General features: G+C 61.4%; 22 protein-coding genes. 6 read left to right on the top strand and 16 right to left on the bottom strand.

The genetic code is table 11. The annotated features are described in order from the left end of the window. Window positions 1–300: 300 nt before the first annotated feature. Complete coding sequence (locus AC3WMT_RS23670) at window positions 301–1,749, bottom strand: sensor histidine kinase (protein ID WP_103305809.1); 1,449 nt, start codon at window positions 1,747–1,749, stop codon at window positions 301–303. A gap of 420 nt (window positions 1,750–2,169) precedes the next feature. Here AC3WMT_RS23670 and AC3WMT_RS23665 point away from each other — a divergent pair, with 420 nt between their 5' ends. From AC3WMT_RS23665 to AC3WMT_RS23640, 6 genes are all read left to right on the top strand, one after another. Further along, the gene (locus AC3WMT_RS23665) at window positions 2,170–3,516 is read left to right on the top strand and encodes a hypothetical protein (protein ID WP_103305808.1); all 1,347 of its coding nucleotides are present in this window, start codon (window positions 2,170–2,172) and stop codon (window positions 3,514–3,516) included. 35 nt (window positions 3,517–3,551) lie between these two features. Beyond that, window positions 3,552–5,786 carry an Ig-like domain-containing protein gene (locus AC3WMT_RS23660; protein ID WP_103305807.1) on the top strand — a complete coding sequence of 745 codons (2,235 nt, stop codon included), beginning with the start codon at window positions 3,552–3,554 and terminating at the stop codon, window positions 5,784–5,786. A 71-nt stretch (window positions 5,787–5,857) separates the two neighbouring features. Then, window positions 5,858–6,322 (top strand): curlin, encoded by a 465-nt coding sequence (locus AC3WMT_RS23655; protein ID WP_103305806.1) that lies wholly within the window; start codon window positions 5,858–5,860, stop codon window positions 6,320–6,322. A 28-nt stretch (window positions 6,323–6,350) separates the two neighbouring features. Next, complete coding sequence (locus AC3WMT_RS23650) at window positions 6,351–7,802, top strand: curlin (RefSeq protein WP_103305805.1); 1,452 nt, start codon at window positions 6,351–6,353, stop codon at window positions 7,800–7,802. A gap of 270 nt (window positions 7,803–8,072) precedes the next feature. Then, window positions 8,073–8,279 carry a type II toxin-antitoxin system RelB family antitoxin gene (relB, locus tag AC3WMT_RS23645; protein ID WP_064588150.1) on the top strand — a complete coding sequence of 69 codons (207 nt, stop codon included), beginning with the start codon at window positions 8,073–8,075 and terminating at the stop codon, window positions 8,277–8,279. Continuing rightward, entirely contained in the window at window positions 8,269–8,553 is a 285-nt protein-coding gene (locus AC3WMT_RS23640; RefSeq protein WP_082341417.1) for a type II toxin-antitoxin system RelE/ParE family toxin, read from the top strand. The genes relB and AC3WMT_RS23640 overlap by 11 nt, the downstream gene beginning before the upstream one ends. 71 nt (window positions 8,554–8,624) lie before the next feature. On the opposite strand, the gene AC3WMT_RS23635 is transcribed toward AC3WMT_RS23640, so the two are convergent. The 15 genes from AC3WMT_RS23635 to AC3WMT_RS23565 form a co-directional block, all read right to left on the bottom strand. Further along, the gene (locus AC3WMT_RS23635; RefSeq protein ID WP_103305804.1) at window positions 8,625–8,846 is read right to left on the bottom strand and encodes a hypothetical protein; all 222 of its coding nucleotides are present in this window, start codon (window positions 8,844–8,846) and stop codon (window positions 8,625–8,627) included. Between the two features lie 181 nt (window positions 8,847–9,027). Further along, window positions 9,028–9,399: a DUF6124 family protein gene (locus tag AC3WMT_RS23630; protein ID WP_103305802.1), complete on the bottom strand. Its 372-nt coding sequence runs from the start codon at window positions 9,397–9,399 to the stop codon at window positions 9,028–9,030. 1,194 nt (window positions 9,400–10,593) lie between these two features. Next, window positions 10,594–11,454 carry a CsgG/HfaB family protein gene (locus AC3WMT_RS23625; protein ID WP_083368634.1) on the bottom strand — a complete coding sequence of 287 codons (861 nt, stop codon included), beginning with the start codon at window positions 11,452–11,454 and terminating at the stop codon, window positions 10,594–10,596. Between the two features lie 29 nt (window positions 11,455–11,483). Further along, window positions 11,484–11,915 carry a curli assembly protein CsgF gene (locus tag AC3WMT_RS23620; protein WP_103305801.1) on the bottom strand — a complete coding sequence of 144 codons (432 nt, stop codon included), beginning with the start codon at window positions 11,913–11,915 and terminating at the stop codon, window positions 11,484–11,486. After that, window positions 11,912–12,304, bottom strand: coding sequence for a curli production assembly/transport protein CsgE (csgE, locus tag AC3WMT_RS23615; RefSeq protein WP_103305800.1), 393 nt, complete (start codon window positions 12,302–12,304; stop codon window positions 11,912–11,914). The genes AC3WMT_RS23620 and csgE overlap by 4 nt, the downstream gene beginning before the upstream one ends. Further along, on the bottom strand, window positions 12,301–12,840 hold the full coding sequence (locus tag AC3WMT_RS23610) for a type II secretion system protein (RefSeq protein ID WP_103305799.1): 540 nt from the start codon (window positions 12,838–12,840) through the stop codon (window positions 12,301–12,303). The genes csgE and AC3WMT_RS23610 overlap by 4 nt, the downstream gene beginning before the upstream one ends. Next, window positions 12,815–13,189: a type II secretion system protein gene (locus AC3WMT_RS23605; RefSeq protein WP_103305798.1), complete on the bottom strand. Its 375-nt coding sequence runs from the start codon at window positions 13,187–13,189 to the stop codon at window positions 12,815–12,817. Before AC3WMT_RS23605 ends, AC3WMT_RS23610 begins: the two co-directional genes overlap by 26 nt. A gap of 5 nt (window positions 13,190–13,194) precedes the next feature. After that, window positions 13,195–13,668, bottom strand: coding sequence for a type II secretion system protein (locus AC3WMT_RS23600; protein ID WP_103305797.1), 474 nt, complete (start codon window positions 13,666–13,668; stop codon window positions 13,195–13,197). Window positions 13,669–13,670: 2 nt separating this feature from the next. After that, on the bottom strand, window positions 13,671–15,518 hold the full coding sequence (locus tag AC3WMT_RS23595) for a secretin GspD/PilQ domain-containing protein (RefSeq protein WP_103305796.1): 1,848 nt from the start codon (window positions 15,516–15,518) through the stop codon (window positions 13,671–13,673). Beyond that, on the bottom strand, window positions 15,515–16,027 hold the full coding sequence (locus AC3WMT_RS23590) for a hypothetical protein (RefSeq protein ID WP_103305795.1): 513 nt from the start codon (window positions 16,025–16,027) through the stop codon (window positions 15,515–15,517). The genes AC3WMT_RS23595 and AC3WMT_RS23590 overlap by 4 nt, the downstream gene beginning before the upstream one ends. Then, window positions 16,027–16,575 (bottom strand): GspMb/PilO family protein, encoded by a 549-nt coding sequence (locus AC3WMT_RS23585; RefSeq protein WP_103305794.1) that lies wholly within the window; start codon window positions 16,573–16,575, stop codon window positions 16,027–16,029. Before AC3WMT_RS23585 ends, AC3WMT_RS23590 begins: the two co-directional genes overlap by 1 nt. Next, the gene (locus AC3WMT_RS23580; RefSeq protein WP_103305793.1) at window positions 16,562–17,107 is read right to left on the bottom strand and encodes a PilN domain-containing protein; all 546 of its coding nucleotides are present in this window, start codon (window positions 17,105–17,107) and stop codon (window positions 16,562–16,564) included. The genes AC3WMT_RS23585 and AC3WMT_RS23580 overlap by 14 nt, the downstream gene beginning before the upstream one ends. A gap of 1 nt (window position 17,108) precedes the next feature. Next, window positions 17,109–17,912: a hypothetical protein gene (locus AC3WMT_RS23575; protein WP_103305792.1), complete on the bottom strand. Its 804-nt coding sequence runs from the start codon at window positions 17,910–17,912 to the stop codon at window positions 17,109–17,111. Further along, complete coding sequence (locus AC3WMT_RS23570) at window positions 17,893–19,599, bottom strand: GspE/PulE family protein (protein WP_103305791.1); 1,707 nt, start codon at window positions 19,597–19,599, stop codon at window positions 17,893–17,895. Before AC3WMT_RS23570 ends, AC3WMT_RS23575 begins: the two co-directional genes overlap by 20 nt. Window positions 19,600–19,680: 81 nt before the next feature. Further along, window positions 19,681–20,211, bottom strand: a complete 531-nt coding sequence (locus AC3WMT_RS23565; RefSeq protein ID WP_103305790.1) for a response regulator — start codon at window positions 20,209–20,211, stop codon at window positions 19,681–19,683. Window positions 20,212–20,334 lie beyond the last annotated feature (123 nt).

The following is a 20,334-nucleotide window of genomic DNA, read 5'->3' as shown; positions in this document are numbered from 1 at the left end:
TTTCCAGTTGTTACAGGGGCTTGGGGACGCTGTGGGTTCCCCCACTCCCCGGTGACCGGGGCTTGACACCCATTGGTGGGGGAAGTTCATAAAATTATCGAGCGTATGAATTCTTGTGGCGAGGGAGCTTGCTCCCGCTCGACTGCGCAGCAGTCGTAAACCCCTTTTGTCTTGCTCGTTCCCACGCTCTGCGTGGGAATGCAGCCCGGGACGCTTTGCGTCCCATTGGAACGCGGAGCGTCCCTTGAGGCATTCCCACGCAGAGCGTGGGAACGATCATGCACAGGGGGAAGGTGTAAATCAGGGGACGCGTTGGAAGGCCAGGCGCACGGTGGTGCCCTCGCCTTCGCGGCTGTCGAGGGTCACGCCGCCGCCGAAGCGCTCCATGATGCGTTTGACCAGCACCAGGCCGACGCCCAAGCCCCCCGATTTGGTGGTGAAAAACGGCCGGAACGCCATGGTCCGTTGTTCCTCGTTCATGCCTTTGCCGGTGTCGCTGAGCACCACGCATACACCACGGTCGCCGCTCGGCTCAAGGCTGACGGTCAACGTGCCGCCCTTGTCCATCGCCTCCAGCGCATTGGCCAGCAGGCTGTTGAGGATCTGCGTCAACTGCACCGGCTGACTGAGCACCATCGGTGTGTGCTGCGGATGAAACACCACTGTCACGCCGGCCCTGGCGATCTGCTGTTCGAAGGCGACGAGGCTTTCGTGCAACGCCGCCACAAGGTTCACCGGTTCCGGGTCATCGTTGAGCGGACGCAGCGATTGCAGCAGCTCGCGTACCCATTTCGACATGCGGTCGACCTGGCCGATGATGTCCTTGATGTTCTTTTCAGCCGGGCCGGCGTCGAACTCCAGTGCCAGTTCGGCACTGGAACGGATGGTCGCCAGCGGATTGCGCAAGCTGTGCGCGACCGCTGAGGACATCTCGCCGAGGGCAACAAAGGTTTCATTGGCGATCAGTTGTTTTTGCTGGGCGGCGAGCAGAATCGCTGCGCGCCGCACGATCCAGTACAGGCCCAGATAAATCAGTCCGCCGCCGAGCGCGGTGGCCAGCCAGATCAAGGTCAAACCGCGCTCTATGCGCGCGATCAGGTCTTTGGGTTCTTTGTAGATCTCGACCATCGCCGTGACGTTCTTGCCCTCGGCGTCGAACAGCGGAATGTAGTTCTCGATGAAGATGTAATCCGGCGGGATGATGAACTTCTGTTCCTCCCGGGCCTTGTCAACGTCGTGGTAGCTGGCCGACACCGGAATCTTTTCATTGAAAGCGCGATCGAGGTCTTCGTCGGCATGAATGCTGGTACCGACGAGCGCCGGATTGGTTGACCAGATCACCAGCCGGTCCGGCGCGTAGATATTGGCGAGGATCACGTCCGGCAAGTGTTCGATGTGATCGAGAAATTCCCCCCGCGCCCCTGCCCGGGCCTGCGGATCGACATCGGGGAAGTCCTTGTCCTGACGCGGGTCGAGCAGTTCGCCCATGGTGCGGATATTGGGAATCGACACGTGGCGCACTTCGGCGGACGCGATGGCCTGGATGAATTGCGCGGTGAGCAAGGCATCGCGCTGCACACTTTCATCGATCACGAAACGCGTTGAAACCATCCCGAGTGCGATGGCCACGGTGCCGATCACCGCCATGCTGATCAGCGAAAACCAGCGCAGCAGGTTGAACGGTTGCTTGCGCGAACCCAACCGTAGCGTGCCCTCCTCAACCGGAAGCGATTTCGACTGCATATTCATGGCGGCGACTTCCCGATACGTCCCTATAGGGTTATAGCCCACGGGTGGGGGTTTGCCCGGATGCGGGGATATCGACCCGATTGCGCTGATCCCACAAACACCAAAAACCCTGTGGGGCCTGGCTTGCCAGCGATGGCGGTTTGTCTGTGCCGAGGATGTCGACTGATCCATCGTCATCGCTGGCAAGCCAGCTCCCACAGTTTCTTCATCCGACAGGTATTCAGTGTTCATCCCCACCGTCCCCGATTCTGGGGAATGACGCCCTTTCCCCGCAGGCCACAACCTTCGCCAAAACGCCCGCCAAACCCTCTAAACCGGCCCTCTCCCGCCCGTCCACCGCACTTTGGCATGGAAGGTGTACAGGCCCTGTGCAACTGACCCATCCCCAGGGGGCAGGTACTTTGATAGAGGGATTAACTCATGCACCCTTTACTGTCCAAAACCGCGACCGTCCTGGTCGTGAGCGCCTTGGCCCAGGGCATTGCTCAGGCCGCTTTGTTTGCTGTTGACCCCGGTCCTTATGCGGCGGCCAACGGCGGTTTCGCCAGCTGGTATCAGGACACCCACGGTCGCACTCTGGATCTGTGCCTGTCCAAAGCGCTCAGCTCGCGAGTGCCAAGCACACCGGGCGCACCTTCGTACATGTGCTCCCTGCTGCCGACCCCCGGCGTGTTCGACGACACCCAGCCAATCGTCTTCCCGAGCAACTTTCCCGATGAAGCGTTCTGGTTCACCGGCGAAACCACCCTTGTCGACGCCGCACGCGGGATCGACCTGACCTACGTCAGCGCCGTCGAAGCCGCGTTCGCCGCCGAAGAACCGGTGGAAGGTGATCAAGTCAGCTTCGCGCGGATCCGCATTCGCGTCGATGTGCCCACCGCCGGCACCTACGTCATCACCCACCCTTACGGCGTCGATGTGTTCAACATCGATACCCCCGGTCGCCGCGCGATCAACATGACCCGTGACATCGGCATCGGCACGCCGAAAACCTATGACGGCGCGCTCAAGGGTGACATCGGCCCGTTCCTGCGCAGCGTCAACGGCCCGTACACCGAAACCAACCCGGTCACCGGCGCCGCCGAACAATTTGTCGGCGACCCGAACCTCTCCGAAGCGGTGACCGGCAGCCCGTTCAATACCAACTACGTGCGCATCGAAGGCCCGAACGGACTGGACCTGCGCACCACCGCATTCGCCGTCTCCGGCAAATTGTCGACCGTGGTTCGACCCACGCCGATGATCACCCAGCGCAGCACTTACTCGCGCAAAGCGGGGACCAGCGCGCCGGTGGCTCAGCAGGACGTATTCGTCCTCGCACCACCAGCCCCAGGCACCGTCGCGGTGACCAGTTTCACCCCGGTGCTGAACATGACCGAAGCCAATTCCACCGGTGCCTGGTACGCGCAATCGTCGGCCAACCCGACCTTGCCGAGCGTCCTGCAAGTGACCGCCGACAACCACCTGGCCATCGCCAGCAGCACGCCGACCACCCTGCCCATGACCCTGACCGACCTGGTAGTGATCCAGCGCGCCGAGTACAGCCTCAGCTCCGGGCAACTGACGTTGGTGGCCTCGACCAGTGACGAAACCTCGCCACCGGTACTCACCGCAACCTCCATCAGCGGCGCCGCGATTGGTGCGCTGAGCGGCGACGGCGCGGTGAAAACCCTGGCCACCGGGATCTCGCCGATACCGCCAGCCAAGGTCCGCGTGACGTCGTCCAACGGCGGCAGCGATACCGAAGAAGTGGTCATCGTGCAATGAACGCTCACATGCCCAGATCCGCATCAGGAGGCATCATGAACAAGTGGCCACGCTTCGCGCTCAACGCGCTCGGGCTCGCTCTCTCGCTGACCGGCAGTGCCTATGCGCAACTCGCCGCCGTCGACCCCGGCCCCTACACCTTCGCCACCGGGAAATTCCCGATGTGGTATCAGGACAGCAATCAACTGTCGATGGAACTGTGCCAGTCGCGCGCCGCCAGTTCGCGGGTAGCGGCCAGCACCCCACCGGCCTACATGTGCACCCTGCTGCCGGAACCGGGCATCTACGACGACAGCCTGCCGATGGTGTTCCCGGACAACTGGCCGCCGGAAGCCTTCTGGTTTCTCGCCGAAACCACTATCCCCAACAACGGCGCCGGGTTTGGCATGGACGCTTATGTCGCCGGGATCGAAGCGGCGTTTGCCTCGGAAAACCCGGCTGACGGCGATCAACAAAGCTTCGCGCGGATCCGTATCCGGGTAAACGTCCCCGTGGCCGGCACCTACACCATCACTCACCCGTACGGTGTAGAGACGGTTAACGTCACCACCCCCGGGCGCCGCGCGATCAACATCACCAAAGACATCGGCATCGGTGCGCCGGGCGATTTCAGCGGCACGCTCAACGGCGCCATCGGGCCGTTCCTGCGCAGCATCAATGGCCCATACACCGAAGTGAACCCGGACACCGGCGGCGTCGAAACCTTCGTCGGCGACCCGAACCTCACCGAAGCGGTGACCGGCAGCCCGTTCGACACCAACTTCGTACGCATCGTCGGGCCGTCCGGCGCCGGTACGATCCAGACCAACCTGTTCACCGTCGCCGGCAAGGTGCTCGACAGCCGTCAGCAAACCCACGTCGACATCGACCGCGCCACCTATCGCCGCACCTCGGCCGGGGTGCGTGCCGAAGTGTTCGCCAAGGCTGACAGCAGCTCGACCCTGTGTTTCCGTGAAACCGTGGCGCTACTCCCCGGCCCACCACCAACGCCGTGCCAGACCAGCCTGACCGGTGACAACACCGGGCTGTTCTTCGGCCAACGCTTGGGCAGCGGTGCCGTGCCGCCCGTGGTGGTGGTGACTGCGACCAACCCGGCCGGGACCACGCGTCCGACCGCTGTGTCGGCCAAGCTCACCGACGTGGTGAAAGTGCAGACCGCGCGTTACAGCTGGGCCAATCACAGCCTGCTGATCGAAGCGACATCGACCGATGAAGTGGCGGTTCCGGACATGGTTGCCCAAGGCTACGGACGCCTGTCGAAGACCGGCACCCTGCAGCGCATCACCGTCGCCGACCTGACTCAGCCACCGGCCACCGTGACGGTGAAATCCGCCGCCGGCGGCAGTGACACCGAGCCCGTTGTCGTCGTCGGCACCGCACCGGACACCGGCGCCAACCAGGCGCCAATCGCCAACGCCGACACCGGCAGTACCAGCTTCGGCGTGCCGGTGACCGTCAACCTGCTGGCCAACGACAGCGATCCCGACGGCAACACGCCGCTGAGCATCACCGCATTGACCCAACCGGCAGCCGGCCAAGGCACCGTCGTGCTCAGTGGCACCACAGCCGTGGTCTACACCCCACCCGCCGTGGTCAACGCGCCACTGACCACGACCTTCACCTACAAAGCGCAGGACGCCAAAGGGCTGGCCTCGGCCAATCCGGCCACTGTGACCATCACCGTCGCCCCGAACCAGGCGCCCACCGCCGTCGCCGACAGCATCGCAACGGCAGGCCTGACCGTGCCAATCAGTGTGCTGGCCAACGACACCGATCCGGAAGGCAACGTGCCGCTGGCCGTGGCCAGTGTCACCCAGCCGGCGCTCGGTCGCGGCAGCGTCACCACCGACGGTACCGTGGTCACTTACACCCCACCAGCCGTCATCCTGACCGCCTTCACCACGACCTTTACCTACGTCGCCCGGGACAGCTTCGGCGCCCTGTCGACACCGGCCACGGTCACCGTGCAGGTGTCGCCAAGAGCGCCAGCGGAAACCTTCGCCGTCACCGCCGCCACCGTCACCGCACGGGCCGGTAATCGCTTCACCTGGGACTTCTCGGGGACCTCGTCGGTGATCCTCGGCAACACCGTCACCGTGCAGGTCACCACACCGACCGGCCTGGTGACCCTCGGCACCACGACCGTGCCACTGACCGGTCGCTGGAGACTGACCGTCACCAACACCACCGTGGTGCCGTCGGCCAACCCGACCGCAACGATCCGCACGACGCCTGGCACCGTGCGCACCGTCCCGGTCACCGTGCAGTAACCCTCCGCCCCCACCACCCGGTCATCGCGACCGGGCCGGTGGGCCAGTTTTCATGACCCGGGATTTTCGCCATGAACACGCCGACCGCCGCCCTGCTTTGCCTGCTCCTGCTGTGCAGCAGTGCAGGCGTGCGCGCCGACGACCTGATGGACAACGACGACCTTGCCCCGACCAGCAGCGACCTCGGCGAACTGCCCCCACCCGTGGGTCAGCAAGCCCTGATCGACCAGCTCGGCCAGGCCAACGTCGCCCTGCTGCAACAGAACGGTCAGTCGCTGCTCGGGCAGATCGTGCAATCGGGCAGCAATCAGGAGGCGTACATCCTGCAACAGGGCAGCGACCTGATGGCGCTGATCAACCAGAACGGTTCCGGCAACGCCGCCTCGATCACCCAGAACGGCAGCCACAACCGCGCGCAGATTTCGCAAAACGGCAACAACAACGACGCCAGCATCGAGCAGGCCGGCACGGGGCTGCAAAGCGCCGTGACCCAGTCGGGCAACGGCATGAGCGTTTCGGTCAAGCAATACCGCTAAGCACTGCAAATCATCGGAGAGTTCAATCATGTTCAAACTGACGCCCCTCACCGCCGCCCTCCTGGTCATGATCAGTGCCCAGGCCATGGCCGACGACAGCCTGTCCAACCAAAGCCAGGCCGGTACCGCCAACATCGCGGACGTGAAACAGACGCAGGCACCGTTCAGCACCGCCACCCAGACCCAACTGGGCCAGGGCAACGACGCCGCCGCCGTGCAAGACCACGCCAGCAGCGTGATCACCCAGGACGCGGTCGGCGACTACAACGCCGGCTACGCTGAACAACTTTACGAAGACAACGCCACCATCACCCAGCAACAGGTCGGCGCCTTCAACACCGCCCACGCCAGCCAGTCACTGGGCTTCGGCTCACCGAACAGCGCGCTGCAACAACAGCAAGGCACCGGCAACTTCTCGTTGGTCTATCAGGATTCGCAAAACGGCAGCGAAGGCAAAACCTTCCAGTACGGCGACAGCAACGAAGCCAACATCGAACAACTCTATGAAGGCGTCGGCAACAGCTCAGTGATCACCCAGTACGGCACCGCCAACTACGGCACCGCCGAACAGGTCACCCACAACGGCGGCCAGATCGGCATCAACCAGGCCGGCGAAAGCAACTACGCCTACGGCGACCAGCGCAACGGCACCGGCGGCAACATCACCATCAACCAGTTCGGCAACCTCAACGGCACCGAAATCTGGCAAGACTCGCAACTGGCCAGCCAAGCCACCATCAACCAGTACGGCGACAGCAACGAAACCGTGGTCGACCAAAGCTTCGGCGAAAACAACAGCGCCGCCGTCACCCAGGTCGGCAACACCAACGCGATCTACGCCGACCAGTTCGAATCGGTCAACTCGACACTGGCGCTCTATCAAGTCGGCAACGGTAACGTGCACTTCACCTACCAGAACGGCGATGGCCACGTGCTCAGCGCCACCTCCGTGGGCAACGACAACAAGGTCTACGCCAGCAACTGGAAAGGCCCGCAATCGGGTGGGCAGTTCGGCAGCAACCAACGTGCGACCGTCACCCAGGCGGGGAATGGCAACATCGCCAACTTCACTCAGGATGGGCTTGGGCATGTGATGACCACGCACCAGACCGGGACCGGCAACAAGACCACGGTCAGTCAGGCCGAGTCGTATAACGAGCTTTATTTTGATCAGAATGGCAGCGACAACATTTTGATCTCGGATCAGCGCGGGACCGGCAACCTGGTGCAGGGTTCTTCGAATGGCACGGGGAACAGCGCCGAATTTGATCAATCGGGGTCGGGGAACCAGGCGTATACCGCGCAGTTGTATGGCAGTGATAACCAGATCACTGTGAAACAGGCGGATACGATGAACGTGGCGTATGTGACCCAGGGCGGGACGGGGAACATTGCCAATGTGGATCAGAGTGGGGTTACGCAGACGGCGAATATTCAGCAGTTTGGGTCGGCTAACCAGGCGACGGTTTTGCAGCAGTAGGGGTTGGGTGTTGGAAAACCGCGACCTGCTGAGGGTCGCGGCTTTTTTTGCGCTGACGCTTGAGTTGCGTCCTACGGAAAACGGAACGTTTTCAGAAATTCGGGGAGTTTTCTGACAAGTTCTGGCGGTTGGCCGTCGGAAGTGCAGGCTCTAGGATTTGCCGGGACAACTTGATCCTCATGGAGCTTGGCCTACATGCAATTCATCCAGACAGCGACGACATCGATACCGTTAACGAATAGACTTCGAGGTACCAAACCTGGAGGTTCCATGATCGACCCGTCCTTGATCGACCCACTGTGCCCGGTTGTTTCGGATCTTGATCCCGAGGAGCAGGCTGCGAGTTATGACCGTTGGTTTCGGGCCGAAGTACAGGCCTCTCTCGATGATCCGCGTCCGAGTATTCCCCATGAGCAAGTGATGGAGGAAATGGATGCCTTGATGGAATCAATGCGCAAAAGCGCTGATGCAGATTAAGTGGCGACCCAAGGCCCGGGTCGAACTCTCGAAAATCCTTAAGTACATTGGCGAGCGAAATTTTGTAGCGGCGACTGCACTTCACAAGTCCGTCGTAAAAACTACATCTGCGCTTTGTTGGCATCCACACCTGTATCGCAAAGGCCGCTCTCCCGGCACTCGAGAGATTGTGGTAAGCCCGAACTATCTCGTCGTTTATCAAGTGGCGGACCACATTGAGATTGTGAGCATCTTGCATGCGCGTCAGGAGTACCCTCGACGCGACCCCGGTTAAGATCGCTTCCTCGTCTCAACACAAGAAACCGTGCTTCCCCTGGAGGTACGGTTTTTTTTGTATCTCAGTACTCAGTTAATTGAGATAAATATGCGATTTATTGCAGCTCGAGCCTTCTTGCCGTCAGCCTCGTAAAGCCCCTGTAACAAAGCCTGATCGTTTAACCGATGGAGGCGAAAATGGTTGTAGAAGGCTTGTCCCAATCGCTGGTTATCAAAAGAACCCATTTCCCACAGAACTGAGAATTCTGCATAGGCTGCGCTGTCGATTTCGAGTGGTGGTGAAAGGTCCATACGCTCCTCAAAAAATAGTTAGCCGTCAGGAAGCAGTAGAGTAGCCAAAATCGGCATTGCGCTTTTGATCGTTCCCACGCTCTGCGTGGGAATGCCTCTCGGGACGCTCCGCGTTCCAACTCGCGAATTTGACGCAGAGCGTCAAGGGCTGCATTCCCACGCAGAGCGTGGGAACGATCAATCAGCCATCCTTCAACTCGACGTGATCCAGCGCTTGATTGACGGCCAGTTCACCCAGCATGACGACCTGTGCGATACCCAGTGCAGTCTTGCGGTGTGAGGTTTCCAGCGAAGCGGCGAAGTTGATGAGCATTTCGCTGGCCGAGCCGAGGGTTTCGCTGGCGTTCGCGAGCAGGGATTCGGTGTTGTACCTGGGGTTGGCGAGGTACATGGGTTCCGGCTCGTTGGCGCTGGACATGATGTGGGCGGTGGGCTTGAGGTAGAAATCGAGGGCGCGGTCGGCGGCTTCGTGGAGTTTTTTGCTGTCGACGGAGGCGTAGGGGGATGTGGTGTTGGTGTCTGGTTCTGGGGGGTTGGGTGTTGGTTTTTTCATGATTATTTACCCTGTATGACGGTTATAGCTGGCCCCCCATTCGGTTTCCAAGCGAATAGGTGGCAGCTGTACGCAGGTTGGAAACCCGGGACAGAGGCAACCCGGCAGACACAAGGTCTCCCACGCACAGCCGCCATAACAAAGTGCACACAGTGAAGGTGCGCAAGGATACGTTATGAATGGCGCTAGTGCGCTCTGTAGTTACTCGGGTTTCCACGCCCGGTCGCTGAATTGGCAGCGACGAACACAGGCTAGAGACCGGACGTCCGACGGACAACCTGAAAACCTTGTGGGAAGGTTCTGCAAAAACGAAACATCCTTTAAACATTCAGGGACTGGAATGCGTTTCAGGTGGGAGTGAGCTTGCTCACGAAAGCGGTGGGTCAAACAGTTCATCATCGACTGACCTGACGCCTTCGCGAGCAAGCCCGCTCCCACAAGAGAACTGAGTACAGATGGAAGAGATGTGTTTCCTGTCAGGCCGCCATCGCCAGCAGGGCTAGCTCCCACAGTTGGATCAAGTACACCAGCGAGAGATTGGTCGGCTCATAGGCCGCCATCGCTGGCAAGCCAGCTCCCACAGAAAAGCAAAAGCAGAACGCACACCGCTTCCGCTTCTCACCACTCTATAGGCCGAGTGTCAGCTCGCCTGCTCTTGATCTTGATCCACGGGCGACGTCGGAAGGCTGAGCGGAGGGATTGATCCGGGCGTGGGAGCGCAGCGACCGTTTGGCGAAGCCAAACACAGCGAGAGGAGGTGCAGCGAAGCAAACCGGAGACGCTGCGCCCGGATCGATCCCGCAGCGAAGGAACCCCGAGCCTCAGCGAGCGGGCCGCACGTAGGAGCAAGCCTTTTTGGTTACTTTTTCGGCGTCTGGAAAAAGTGAGTCGCCGTAAGGGCGAAACCCTAGGTAGCCGTTGCCGCAGAAATGGATATGTACTCAGCCAGAAAGAACCCCACCGCCTGACAAAAAGCCTTCGCGAGCAGGCTCGCTCCCACAGTTGGAACTGAGTACATCTGCCAGAGATTGGTCGGCTATAAGGCCGCCATCGCTGGCAAGCCAGCTCCCACAAGTTTCTGGTACATCCGCAAAAGCATCAGCGTTTGAGAGATTGCTATCGCCAGCAGGGCTAGCTCCTACAGTGGGAACCGAGTACATCGGCAAAACCTGGTCGGCCCGAAGGCCGCCACGTTCACTCGGCATCCGGATCAACCTTGTTCTGACTCAAATACCGATTCAACACATCATCCTGCCCAGGCGTAGAAGCGTCCCCCGCAACCTGCCACAACCGCCGCTCAATCCCCTGCGCCACCATATGCCCCACCGCCGCCTCAATCGCCGACAACACACACAACTGCGCCGGCTCGTTAGTCGTATAACCCACTTCAGCTTCGAGCAACTTCTTGAACTCGATAAACTTGAAAATCCCGGCACTGCGCGCCACCGAATAAATCGTCTTACTGGTCATCACATTCGCCAACACCTGCCCGCTACGCACATCCACCGCACGCAAATTCACCGTCACCTGATCCACCCGATACTCACGCTGCAAATCGATCCCGAGATACCGCGCCCCTTCCCCACCGCTACGCACATTCGTGTCATAAGCGATGATCCCGCCCTCAAGCATCATGTTCGCCGCCTGCAACGGTGGCAGCTCACCCTGAATATTCACCGGCGTATTCGGCTTCTTCTGCGACGCGCGAATGATCTTGCGCTCGGTCAACAGGTTCTGCAGACCTTCCCGCTCCAACACCACAAACCAGCCACTGGCCTGCATCGCGTCCATCAACATCGACGCCGCGCCCTGGGTCACGCTGGTAGAAAACGAACTCGCCGGCGTCGGCTTGTACTGCCCGGTCTGATCACGGAAGCCATACACCACCGCCATCAAACGCCCCTTGGGGCGCGGCATCTTCAGCAAGTCGTAATAAGTCGAGGCCCTTGGAGTCAGGGTCGGGGTTTCGGTGTCCTGCTCGGCCGGCATCGGCTCACGCAGACTGCACCCTTGTAATGTCGCCAACATCAGCCCTAGCGCGATTAATTTTTTCATGTCCATCACTCCCCGGAACCGTCAGCCCGTCATGGGTTGAGACCGTTCACCTGAATTTCCGAAACCTCACCGGTCGCTCGATCGGTCACTTCAATGCTCAGTGCCCCGGAGTCGTCGATGACGTTGACGATAAAAGAGTCGGTGGACAGGCTCCCCGTGTTGCCAGTGGAGATGTTGTCCAGCAACTGCCCTAGCAGCCGCGATTGCAATTGACTGGTGAAGCGCTCCAGCGCCGAGGTGCCGGCCACGCTCGAACGGCTTTTCAGGTCCGGATCGTCGTGATCGTTTTGCGCCTGGGCGTTGTTGAGCAACCAAGTGCCGTTGAGCGGATTGCCGCCAAACGACGGGTTGACCGGCGTGTAGACCAGTTCGGTGGCCTGGACGGCGGCAGCGCTGGCAAGGCCGATCAACAACCCCGAGATCCAGAATCCGCTGCGCCGTGAGAACGTTGTGGTTTTCATAGTTCGTCCTTCTCAAGGTCGGTGGTGTCCTGCAACAGAGCCTCCAGCTTGCGCTGGACAACCTGGCGTCGAACCCAGTCGGCGGCCGCATAGGCCTCGTCCTTCAGTTCCACGGTGTTCGGCGGCAGGAAGCGCCGATACACCAGGCGTTGCTGATATTCCACGGTCACCAGGCTGCCCCAGCGCGCGTCGGGACGCTCGCGCACTACCAGGTTGAAATCCATCGGACTGGTGTCGCGCAGGCGTTCACTGAACGAGTAGTAAAAGTCGTGGCCGATGTGCGAGATAGTGTCGTCGACGATAAAGCCCATCATTTCGTCTTCTTCACCGGCATTGGCGCAGCACGCCGCAACGGCGAGGGCCAGCGCGCACCACCATTGGCGAGTCATGGCTGCAACGCCTGCGGCAGATTCGACTGGCCTTTCGCCGGGCCATTGGTGCCCTCAAGGAAGGCCTTTTCGGCAACAAACTGCCAGTCCGAATAACGCTGCATGCCTTCGAAATCCGACCACTGCGTCGGGAAGTCCGCCTGCTTCAATGGCAGCTCGATCGACGGGCTGTTGAGGCCAGTGATGCGTCCGTCGAAACCGCGTTGCAGCGCCCATTCACCCTGACCGATCGGGTCCGGATAGAGCTGACGCAAGTGATGTTTGGCCTCGGGAAAACGCTGATCGTCGAGCAGGTCTACCAGTTCTTTCGGGTACTGCGCCAGCCCCGGCGAACTGCGGTAGTAGCTGCGCAACGCCTGTGCGTATTGAGTACCGACCCAGAGCAACTGGCGCTCCCGGTCACGGCGCGAGGCGGTCGACCACAACTCGCCAGCACTGGCCAGGCCCATGCCCATCACCACAATCAGGAACAGCACGCCCAGGTAGGTGAAGCCACCCTGCTGCGCGCGGTTACCACTCGGCATACTGGCTGCCATCACGCGCCCTCCCGCTGGCACCGCTTTTGATATCGGCCACACCGCCCGCGACGCCGTCCGGTGGCGCGATCAGCACCCACTGGTCTTTGCGTTCGGTGATTGGGTCCAGTGGTGCGTTGCGCAAGTAACGTTGTTCGATCAGTTGTTCAATGGAATCGGGGTAGCGGCCGGTGTCGCCGTAAAAGTGATCCAGCGCCTCACGCATCGCCGACAGGCTTTGGCGCAGCGTGGTTTCCTTCGACGCTTCAAGGCTGTTGAAGTAACGCGGCAGCGCGATGGTCATCAGCGTGGCGATGATCGCCATCACCACCATCAGCTCCAGCAAGGTAAAACCTTTTTCCCGGCGCATGAGGTTCACCACTCGCGGTAAGCGACACCGTTGAGGCCCTTGCCGCGGGCGTGAGAGTAGACGTCGAACACGTCCTCGCCATCGCGCGGGTTCTGAGCCGAACTGTTGTAGGCGCGCACGCCCCAACCCCCTTCGTCATCGCGTTTGGCCGACACCAGCGGATCGCGCGGGATGCGGCGTAAAAAGTAGAACTTGGCGCCCTTCGCGCTGCGCACATCGCGCACGCCCTCGACCAGCACTTTCAGATTCGGCGGGTAGCCGCTGCTGTTCAGCGATTTCTCGATGTAACCGGCATCAAAGGCGCGTTTATAGGCGTCGATGGCATCGCGAATCTGGTACAGCGCGTTGCGCAATTCCTGCTCCTTGCCACGCCGCACCAGGGTTTCGGTCAGGGGCGCGGCCATGCTCGCCAGCAGGCCGATCAGGGCCAGCGTCACCACGACTTCGATCAGGGTGAAACCGCGTTGGGAGGCGTTCATGATCAAGGCTTCTCAACGGTGACGCGGGTGGTGGCCACGGCCGATTCACCGACTGCACGCGGCTGCGCGGCAGGCGATGGCATCACGTAACTCTGCGAACGATCCGGTGCCTGGATGTGCATGCTGGTTTCGGTGCCGGTGGAGAACTCCATGTCCGACGGGCTCTGGTATGGCAGGTTGCGCACGATCCGTGGGGTGATCGACAGCACCAGTTCCGATTTGCCGATGGTGTCTTTGTTGCTGCCGAACAAGCGGCCCAGCCCGGGAATGTCACCGAGGCCGGGAATCTTGTTGCCGGTGGCGCCGTGATCGTTGCGCACCAGCCCGGCGAGGATCTGCGTTTCACCGTCGTGCAGACGCAGCGAGGTTTGCGCATTGCGGGTGTCGACCTGCACCGGGATCGTGCCCTGGCGAGTCGGCTCCAGCGGCGTGGCGTTACTCACTTCCAGGGCAATCTTGATCGCCACTTCGTTGTTCAGGTGCACGGTGGGCGTCACTTCGAGCTTCAGACCGACATCCAGATAGGTCACGCTTTCGGTGATCACCGGCCCCTGCGTCGACGGCACCGAGGTCGCGCTGATGATCGGCACGCGCTGACCGATGTGAATGCGCGCCTGCTCGCGGTTGCTGACGCGAATCACCGGGCTGGCGAGGGTGTTGATGTCGTTGTCCTGCGCGTTGATCTTGGCTTGCGGCGACGGGCCAATGGAGATGCGATCAGAGTTGATGCCCTTGAGTTGGCCCAGCAGGGTGACCGGCGAACCATCGGAGTTGACCACACCGAAGGTGCTCGGCCATTGCAGACCGAGGTCGAGAATGCGCTGAGTAGCGACTTCCATCACCTCGACTTCGAGCACCACTTCCGGGTTGGACTGGTCTTGCGATTGCAGGAGCTTTTCCGCCATGCGGATCGCGTCTTCGGTGTCGCGCATGGTCAGGGTGTTGAGGCGCTCATCGACGAACACGTCGCGGGTCTTGAGCATGGTTTTCACCATGTTCAGCGCGGTGTTGGCGTCGATGCTGGTCAGATAGAACGTGCGCATCACCAGTTCCTGGTAATCCTTCACTTTCTGTGGCGAATCCGGATAGATCAGCAAGGTGTTTTCGTTCACCACTTTCTGGTGCAACTGGTTCTGTTGCAGCAGCAGGGTCACGGCGTCTTCGATGCGCACGTCACGCACAAAAATCGTCGCTTTCATGTCCGGGCGCAGGTCTTTGTCGAAGATGAAATTCAGCCCGGCGACTTGCGACAGCACCTCGAAAATAGTCTTCAGGTTGGCGTCGCGAAATTCTAGGGTGACCGGGCGATCGAGCTTAGTGCGCAGTTGCGGATAGGCGATCACGTTGCGGCTCTGCACCAGACGAATGTTGCCTTGCAGCTCCAGCGCGCCTGCGTTGGCCGGGTCGAGTTCGAGGATCTGTTTGACCTGACGATCCGCGCCGTAGATGTCGCCGCGACGCAGGTCGCCACGGGCCAGTTCGAGTTTCTCGTCCATGGTGCGCAGGTATTCCAGCTGTTTCAGGGCATCCTGGGCGCGGCGGTTGTTCGGCTCGATGGTCAGCACGCGCATGTAAGCAGTGCGCGCCGAAGCGAAATCGCGCCGCGAGCGGTCGGTGTCGCCGGCCGTGAGCAACGCCGTGATCGCTTTGGCCCGGCCGCTGTTGAGCAGCAGGTGCAGTTCGGTGTCGCGAGGATTCTCACGCAGACCTTCCTCGATCCGGGCCAGCCCCGCCTCGTACTGCCCCTGTTCAATCAGGTCGGCGGCTTCCTTGTTGGCCACCTGCGCAGAACTGCACGCGGCCAGCCCGGCACACAGGCCCAGGCTCATCAGCAAACGGGAACGGTTCATTGCGTACTCCCCACAGACAAGGTCTGCGACAAATGCAAAGGCAGGTAAACCAGGCTCAATTCCAGATCGGAAATGCCGGTGATCTTCCAGGTGTCGTCGATCACATCCCCGTTGCGCACGACGTAGATCTTTTCGCCGTTCTGCAAAAACACTTGCAGGTCGCTGCGGTCATGCAGCCTGCCGACGAACTGAAACGGCACCGGTGGCAGGCTCGGGGCTTGCACCACTGGGGCCGGGTTGATCGCTTGTTCGGTAACCGTGGCCAGGGTCGGCGCGGCCTTCCAGGATTTCGCGGCGAACAGGTCGCCGGCCGGGCTCAGGTCCTTGATCGGCACGTCCTTGGTCTTGGCGATGCTCGCCGGCAGCGCGCCACGGGTTTTGCCCGGCGTGGTGACGGCCACTTCGTTGGAATCGGCGTCTTCGCTCGGCGAGAAATACTCCGGCAACCATGCCAGCGCCGCCGCCACGCCGAAGAACGCCAGCCACCCTGTCACGCGCTTGGTATTCATCACGACCTCGACAGGTAAAGGGTCATACGGATCCGGCCATTGAGGTCGGTGTCGCCAATCTTCTTGCGTTGCAGCTCGAGATCTTCAACCACCACCGCCGGCAACTGCCCGAGCAAGGCGTGCAGGAAGCGCCGCAGTTGCGGGTAGCTGCCGCGCACTGGCAAGAGGATCTGATAGCGCGCCAGATGGGTTTTCGGGTCGACGCCGAGGGCGTATTCACCGCGCGCCAGAGTGATGTGTTCTTGCGCTGCAAGGGCGTAGATGCGGTCGATGGCGACGGTGGCTTGCGGCTGCGCCGGGAGTTTGTTGCGGAAGTCGTCGAGTTGCCTTTGCGGCACCACTGGCGGCGCGATGCTGCCGTCTTCAACCTTGGCCAGGTATTCGGTGGCCTCCTGAGTCTGCTGGCTGAGGTGCTGCAACGATTGCCAGCCCGGCAGCAAACCACCGAGCGCCCAGGCCACCGCAACCAGCAGCAGCGCCAGCCCGGCGAGGCCCGGAATGCCGAGGCCTTGCAGGTATTCGTGGACGATCAGTCTAGGGATTCGCATCGCCAATCTCCCAAGTCGCCGACAGGTTGAATTGCACCGGTTGTTCCGGCGATTTGACGACGATTTCATGGCTGAGCAGCGAGACGTCCGACAGCTCGTCGCTGGCTTCCAGACGTTTGTGGAAGTCGAGCATCGCTTGCAGATCCCGCGCTTCGGCGCTGATGCGCACTTGGCCTTTGCGCGCATCCGGGGTCAGGCTCAGCAGCGCGACGTCATCGCGGGGCATGGCTTCGAGCATGGCGAACAGGCGTTCCCACGGCCGGCGCAGTTGCTGCGAGACCTTGCGCATCTCCGCCAGGTTCTGCGCCTGCTCGCGGGTTTCTGCCGGGCTCAATGCGCTCTTGGCTCCGCTGTCTCCGGTGAGCTGGCGCTGGGTGGTTTGCAGGTGGCCCTGTTGTTGTTCGGTGTGCGCATCGAGGTGCTGTTGCACGGCGAAGCACAGCAGCGCCAGCAGCACGCCGCCGCCGAGCAGGCTCCAGCCCAATGGGCCGGAACGTGGTCGTGGCTGGAAGTCGAGATTGAGCGCGCGCATGTCAGGCCACCGCCCGGGACATGACGCACAAGCCGTCACGCACGGTCATCGAGTCGTCTTCAAGGGTGCGCAGTTGCACCCCCGCCACGTCCGGATGCGCATCGAGGCGCGCCGGTGCATGCAGATAAACGTTGAAGGCGCGTTCGCTGGTCGAGGCTTGCAGCTGCCGTTCGCGACCGATCAACGCGCTCAACGCCGCATCGCTATCACTGCCGCCAACCGAACGCACGCCGGCCCAGCGCCCTTCCCTCGCCAGCAACAACACGCTGCGTTGCGGCTCGGCGACAACAAAGAGAAAGTCGCCGGCATCGAGGCTTTTGTCGAAACGGTTGAACGCCGCCATCAGATACGGCTGCACTGAGCGCAGACGCAAACCGCGACCACTGACCAGCGTGCGCAGGCGTTCGAGCAAGTCCTGCGGCAAGGCGCTGGCGATGCGGTCGTAACCGGCAGGCTCGGCGGACAGCACCAGACTCCACGGTTGGGTCGGCGCGCCAAACAGGTCTTCAAAACACAGTTGGGCGAAGCCGCGCAGTTCTTCAGGGCTGCTGATCTGCGCGCTCCATGGCACCAGGCAGAAGCGGCTGAAGTGGCCGGAGATGACCACACTCAATTCGGCACCGGCACGGGCGTGTTCACCGAGCAGGCGGTCGAGGGTATCCAGCGCCACCGCGTAGCTCTGGAAGCCTTCGTCGATGTAGCCGACGCTGCCCAGCCACAGGGTGTCGCTGCCGCGCCGCTGACCAAGGCCAACACCGCTGGCGCCGAGCACGGCGACAAAACGCTCACGCGATAAAAGTGACACGATTGATCTCCTCCAGCGTGGTGCGGCCTTGTTCCACCAACTCCAGTGCCGATTCGCGCAGCAGGCGCAAACCACGGGCGCAGGCCAGGGCTTTGATCTGGGTAATCGGTTGGCGCTCGACGATCATCTGGCGCAGTTCATCATCGAGATGCAGCAGCTCGGCAATCGCCGTGCGCCCGCGATAACCGCTGCCCCGGCAGTGGCCGCAGCCTTTGCCGTGGACGAAGTGGTAGTGATCGACTTTCTGTGGATCAAGGCCAGAGGCGCGCAGCTCTTCATCGCTTGGATTGACCGGCGCGCTGCAACTGGCGCACACCAGGCGGATCAGCCGCTGAGCGAGAATCGCGTTGAGCGCCGAGACCAGGCTGTACGGGTCGATCTCCATTTGCGTGAAGCGGCCGATCACGTCGAAGACGTTGTTGGCGTGGATGGTGGTAAATACCAGGTGACCGGTAAGTGCCGATTGCACGGCGATCTGCGCGGTGTCCGGGTCACGGATTTCGCCGACCATGATCTTGTCCGGGTCGTGGCGCAGGATCGAGCGCAGGCCGCGGGCGAAGGTCAGGCCTTTTTTCTCGTTGACCGGGATTTGCAGGACCCCCGGCAATTGATACTCGACCGGGTCTTCGATGGTGATGATCTTGTCCACGCCATGGTTGATCTCGGTGATCATCGCGTACAGCGTGGTGGTCTTGCCGCTGCCGGTCGGGCCGGTCACCAGCACCATGCCGTAGGGTTCGGCGGCGAGGCGGCGTAACTGGCGCAGGGTTTCGTCTTCAAAGCCCAGCGCCTGCAATTGCACGCCGCAGACCTTGTCGGCCAGATCCTGTTTGTCGAGGACACGCAGCACCGCGTCTTCGCCAAAGATGCTCGGCATGATCGATACGCGGAAGTCGATCTGGCGGCCACTGATACCGATCTTGAAGCGTCCGTCCTGCGGCACGCGCTTCTCGCCAATGTCCAGTTCGGCCATGACCTTGACCCGCGAGATCACTTGTTCGGCGAACTCGTTGCCTTGGACTTTGCTGATGTTGTTGAGCACACCGTCGATGCGGTACTTGATCACCAGACCTTGGCCGGTGGTGCCGAGATGGATATCGCTGGCGTGCATTTTCAGCGCGTCGTAGAGGGTCGAGTTGACCAGTTTCACCACGCTGCTGGCGTCTTCGCTGATGCTGGTCAGCGACAGGCTTTGCAGGGTGTCGGTTTCGCTGTGGGTGTCGCCCTGGGCGTTCAGCGATTCGACGGCGTGGAAGCTTTCTTCGTGGCGGGCCAGATAGGCCTTGAGGTCATCGGCGTGGACCAGATGCAGCGGCGCGCCGTGCAGGCAATCGTCGATCCAGGCCAGGCGCGCCGGGTCGAAAGGGTCGGCAAATACACCGATGACTTCGTCGTTGTGGCGCAGCAGGATGAATTCACGTTTGAGGCATTGTGCGAGGGTGACGCGGTCGAATACCGGCGTCGCTTGAAACAGGCTGTCGGTGTCGAGCACCGGGTAATGCAGGGTGGCGCCGAGGTTATGAATGAACGGCATCGGCGCCAGTTCACAGAGCACGCCGAGGGCTTCAAGCACGCGTTCGCCAGAGGTGGCGGCCCGCGCCCGGGCCTGGGCAAGCTGCTCACTGGAAAAGCGTTCTGGCGCGCTTTCGGCCAACAGCGGTTCGACGACAACGGACAGACGTTCCATGGCTTGCTCTCCAACCGGGGCTCAGAGCCCTGTCGGCGCGGCAAACCTTGGCGGCAAGTGCCGGAACGTCTGATCGCGCCATTACTCCCCGGTGAGCATTTGATCGTCGTCCGGTGCCATGGCGTACGCCTGTTTTCGGCGATCCGCCAACACCCAACTGCCATCGTACAACTGCAACGGGAAGCTCTCGGTCCTGCTCTGGCGTCGTTCGACAAACCCTTCGGATGGGTTGGCACCGGGTTTCGCTTCACGCTTGATGCCCAGAAGGTCGCATACCGCCCGCGCCAGTTCCGCCAATGGAAACGGTTTGAACAGGATGTGGCTGACCCCCAGTTGCCGCGCCCGCTCACAGACTTCAGCGGTCGGGTGACCCGTTATCAGCACAAAATGGCACGTCCTGTTCTGGCGGACCGCGTCGAGCACCTCAAAGCCTTCCATATCGGGCAAGCGGTAATCGAACACCAGCACGTCGGGGGCAAAGGTTTCGGCAATGCCGATCGCCGTCGCTCCGTCATGTGCAATCCGGACGTCCAGCCCCTGCGCCTTCAGATAATCCTGAAGGTTCTGTGCAAGCAGCTGTTCGTCTTCGACAACCAGTACTTTGTTAACCAAGGTCGACTCCTTGAAACCGCAGGTCCGATGACCCTGCCTTGAGAGTGCGCCTTACCAGGGGTAACGCACACTTCATGCCAGGCTGAGCGCCGGTAAATTTAAGTCTTCATGTCCTTGAATTTC

Source organism: Pseudomonas sp. FW305-7 (assembly GCF_058786735.1).
The sequence above is the reverse complement of the archived record's forward strand: the minus strand, read 5'-3'. Positions and strand labels throughout refer to the sequence as shown.

Excerpts from the sequence above, each read along its gene's own strand:
- AC3WMT_RS23670 (WP_103305809.1), bottom strand. The coding sequence starts at position 1,749 with ATGAATATGCAGTCGAAATCGCTTCCGGTTGAGGAGGGCACGCTACGG.
- AC3WMT_RS23665 (WP_103305808.1), top strand. The coding sequence starts at position 2,170 with ATGCACCCTTTACTGTCCAAAACCGCGACCGTCCTGGTCGTGAGCGCC.
- AC3WMT_RS23660 (WP_103305807.1), top strand. The coding sequence starts at position 3,552 with ATGAACAAGTGGCCACGCTTCGCGCTCAACGCGCTCGGGCTCGCTCTC.
- AC3WMT_RS23655 (WP_103305806.1), top strand. The coding sequence starts at position 5,858 with ATGAACACGCCGACCGCCGCCCTGCTTTGCCTGCTCCTGCTGTGCAGC.
- AC3WMT_RS23650 (WP_103305805.1), top strand. The coding sequence starts at position 6,351 with ATGTTCAAACTGACGCCCCTCACCGCCGCCCTCCTGGTCATGATCAGT.
- relB (WP_064588150.1), top strand. The coding sequence starts at position 8,073 with ATGATCGACCCGTCCTTGATCGACCCACTGTGCCCGGTTGTTTCGGAT.
- AC3WMT_RS23640 (WP_082341417.1), top strand. The coding sequence starts at position 8,269 with ATGCAGATTAAGTGGCGACCCAAGGCCCGGGTCGAACTCTCGAAAATC.
- AC3WMT_RS23635 (WP_103305804.1), bottom strand. The coding sequence starts at position 8,846 with ATGGACCTTTCACCACCACTCGAAATCGACAGCGCAGCCTATGCAGAA.
- AC3WMT_RS23630 (WP_103305802.1), bottom strand. The coding sequence starts at position 9,399 with ATGAAAAAACCAACACCCAACCCCCCAGAACCAGACACCAACACCACA.
- AC3WMT_RS23625 (WP_083368634.1), bottom strand. The coding sequence starts at position 11,454 with ATGAAAAAATTAATCGCGCTAGGGCTGATGTTGGCGACATTACAAGGG.
- AC3WMT_RS23620 (WP_103305801.1), bottom strand. The coding sequence starts at position 11,915 with ATGAAAACCACAACGTTCTCACGGCGCAGCGGATTCTGGATCTCGGGG.
- csgE (WP_103305800.1), bottom strand. The coding sequence starts at position 12,304 with ATGACTCGCCAATGGTGGTGCGCGCTGGCCCTCGCCGTTGCGGCGTGC.
- AC3WMT_RS23610 (WP_103305799.1), bottom strand. The coding sequence starts at position 12,840 with ATGGCAGCCAGTATGCCGAGTGGTAACCGCGCGCAGCAGGGTGGCTTC.
- AC3WMT_RS23605 (WP_103305798.1), bottom strand. The coding sequence starts at position 13,189 with ATGCGCCGGGAAAAAGGTTTTACCTTGCTGGAGCTGATGGTGGTGATG.
- AC3WMT_RS23600 (WP_103305797.1), bottom strand. The coding sequence starts at position 13,668 with ATGAACGCCTCCCAACGCGGTTTCACCCTGATCGAAGTCGTGGTGACG.
- AC3WMT_RS23595 (WP_103305796.1), bottom strand. The coding sequence starts at position 15,518 with ATGAACCGTTCCCGTTTGCTGATGAGCCTGGGCCTGTGTGCCGGGCTG.
- AC3WMT_RS23590 (WP_103305795.1), bottom strand. The coding sequence starts at position 16,027 with ATGAATACCAAGCGCGTGACAGGGTGGCTGGCGTTCTTCGGCGTGGCG.
- AC3WMT_RS23585 (WP_103305794.1), bottom strand. The coding sequence starts at position 16,575 with ATGCGAATCCCTAGACTGATCGTCCACGAATACCTGCAAGGCCTCGGC.
- AC3WMT_RS23580 (WP_103305793.1), bottom strand. The coding sequence starts at position 17,107 with ATGCGCGCGCTCAATCTCGACTTCCAGCCACGACCACGTTCCGGCCCA.
- AC3WMT_RS23570 (WP_103305791.1), bottom strand. The coding sequence starts at position 19,599 with ATGGAACGTCTGTCCGTTGTCGTCGAACCGCTGTTGGCCGAAAGCGCG.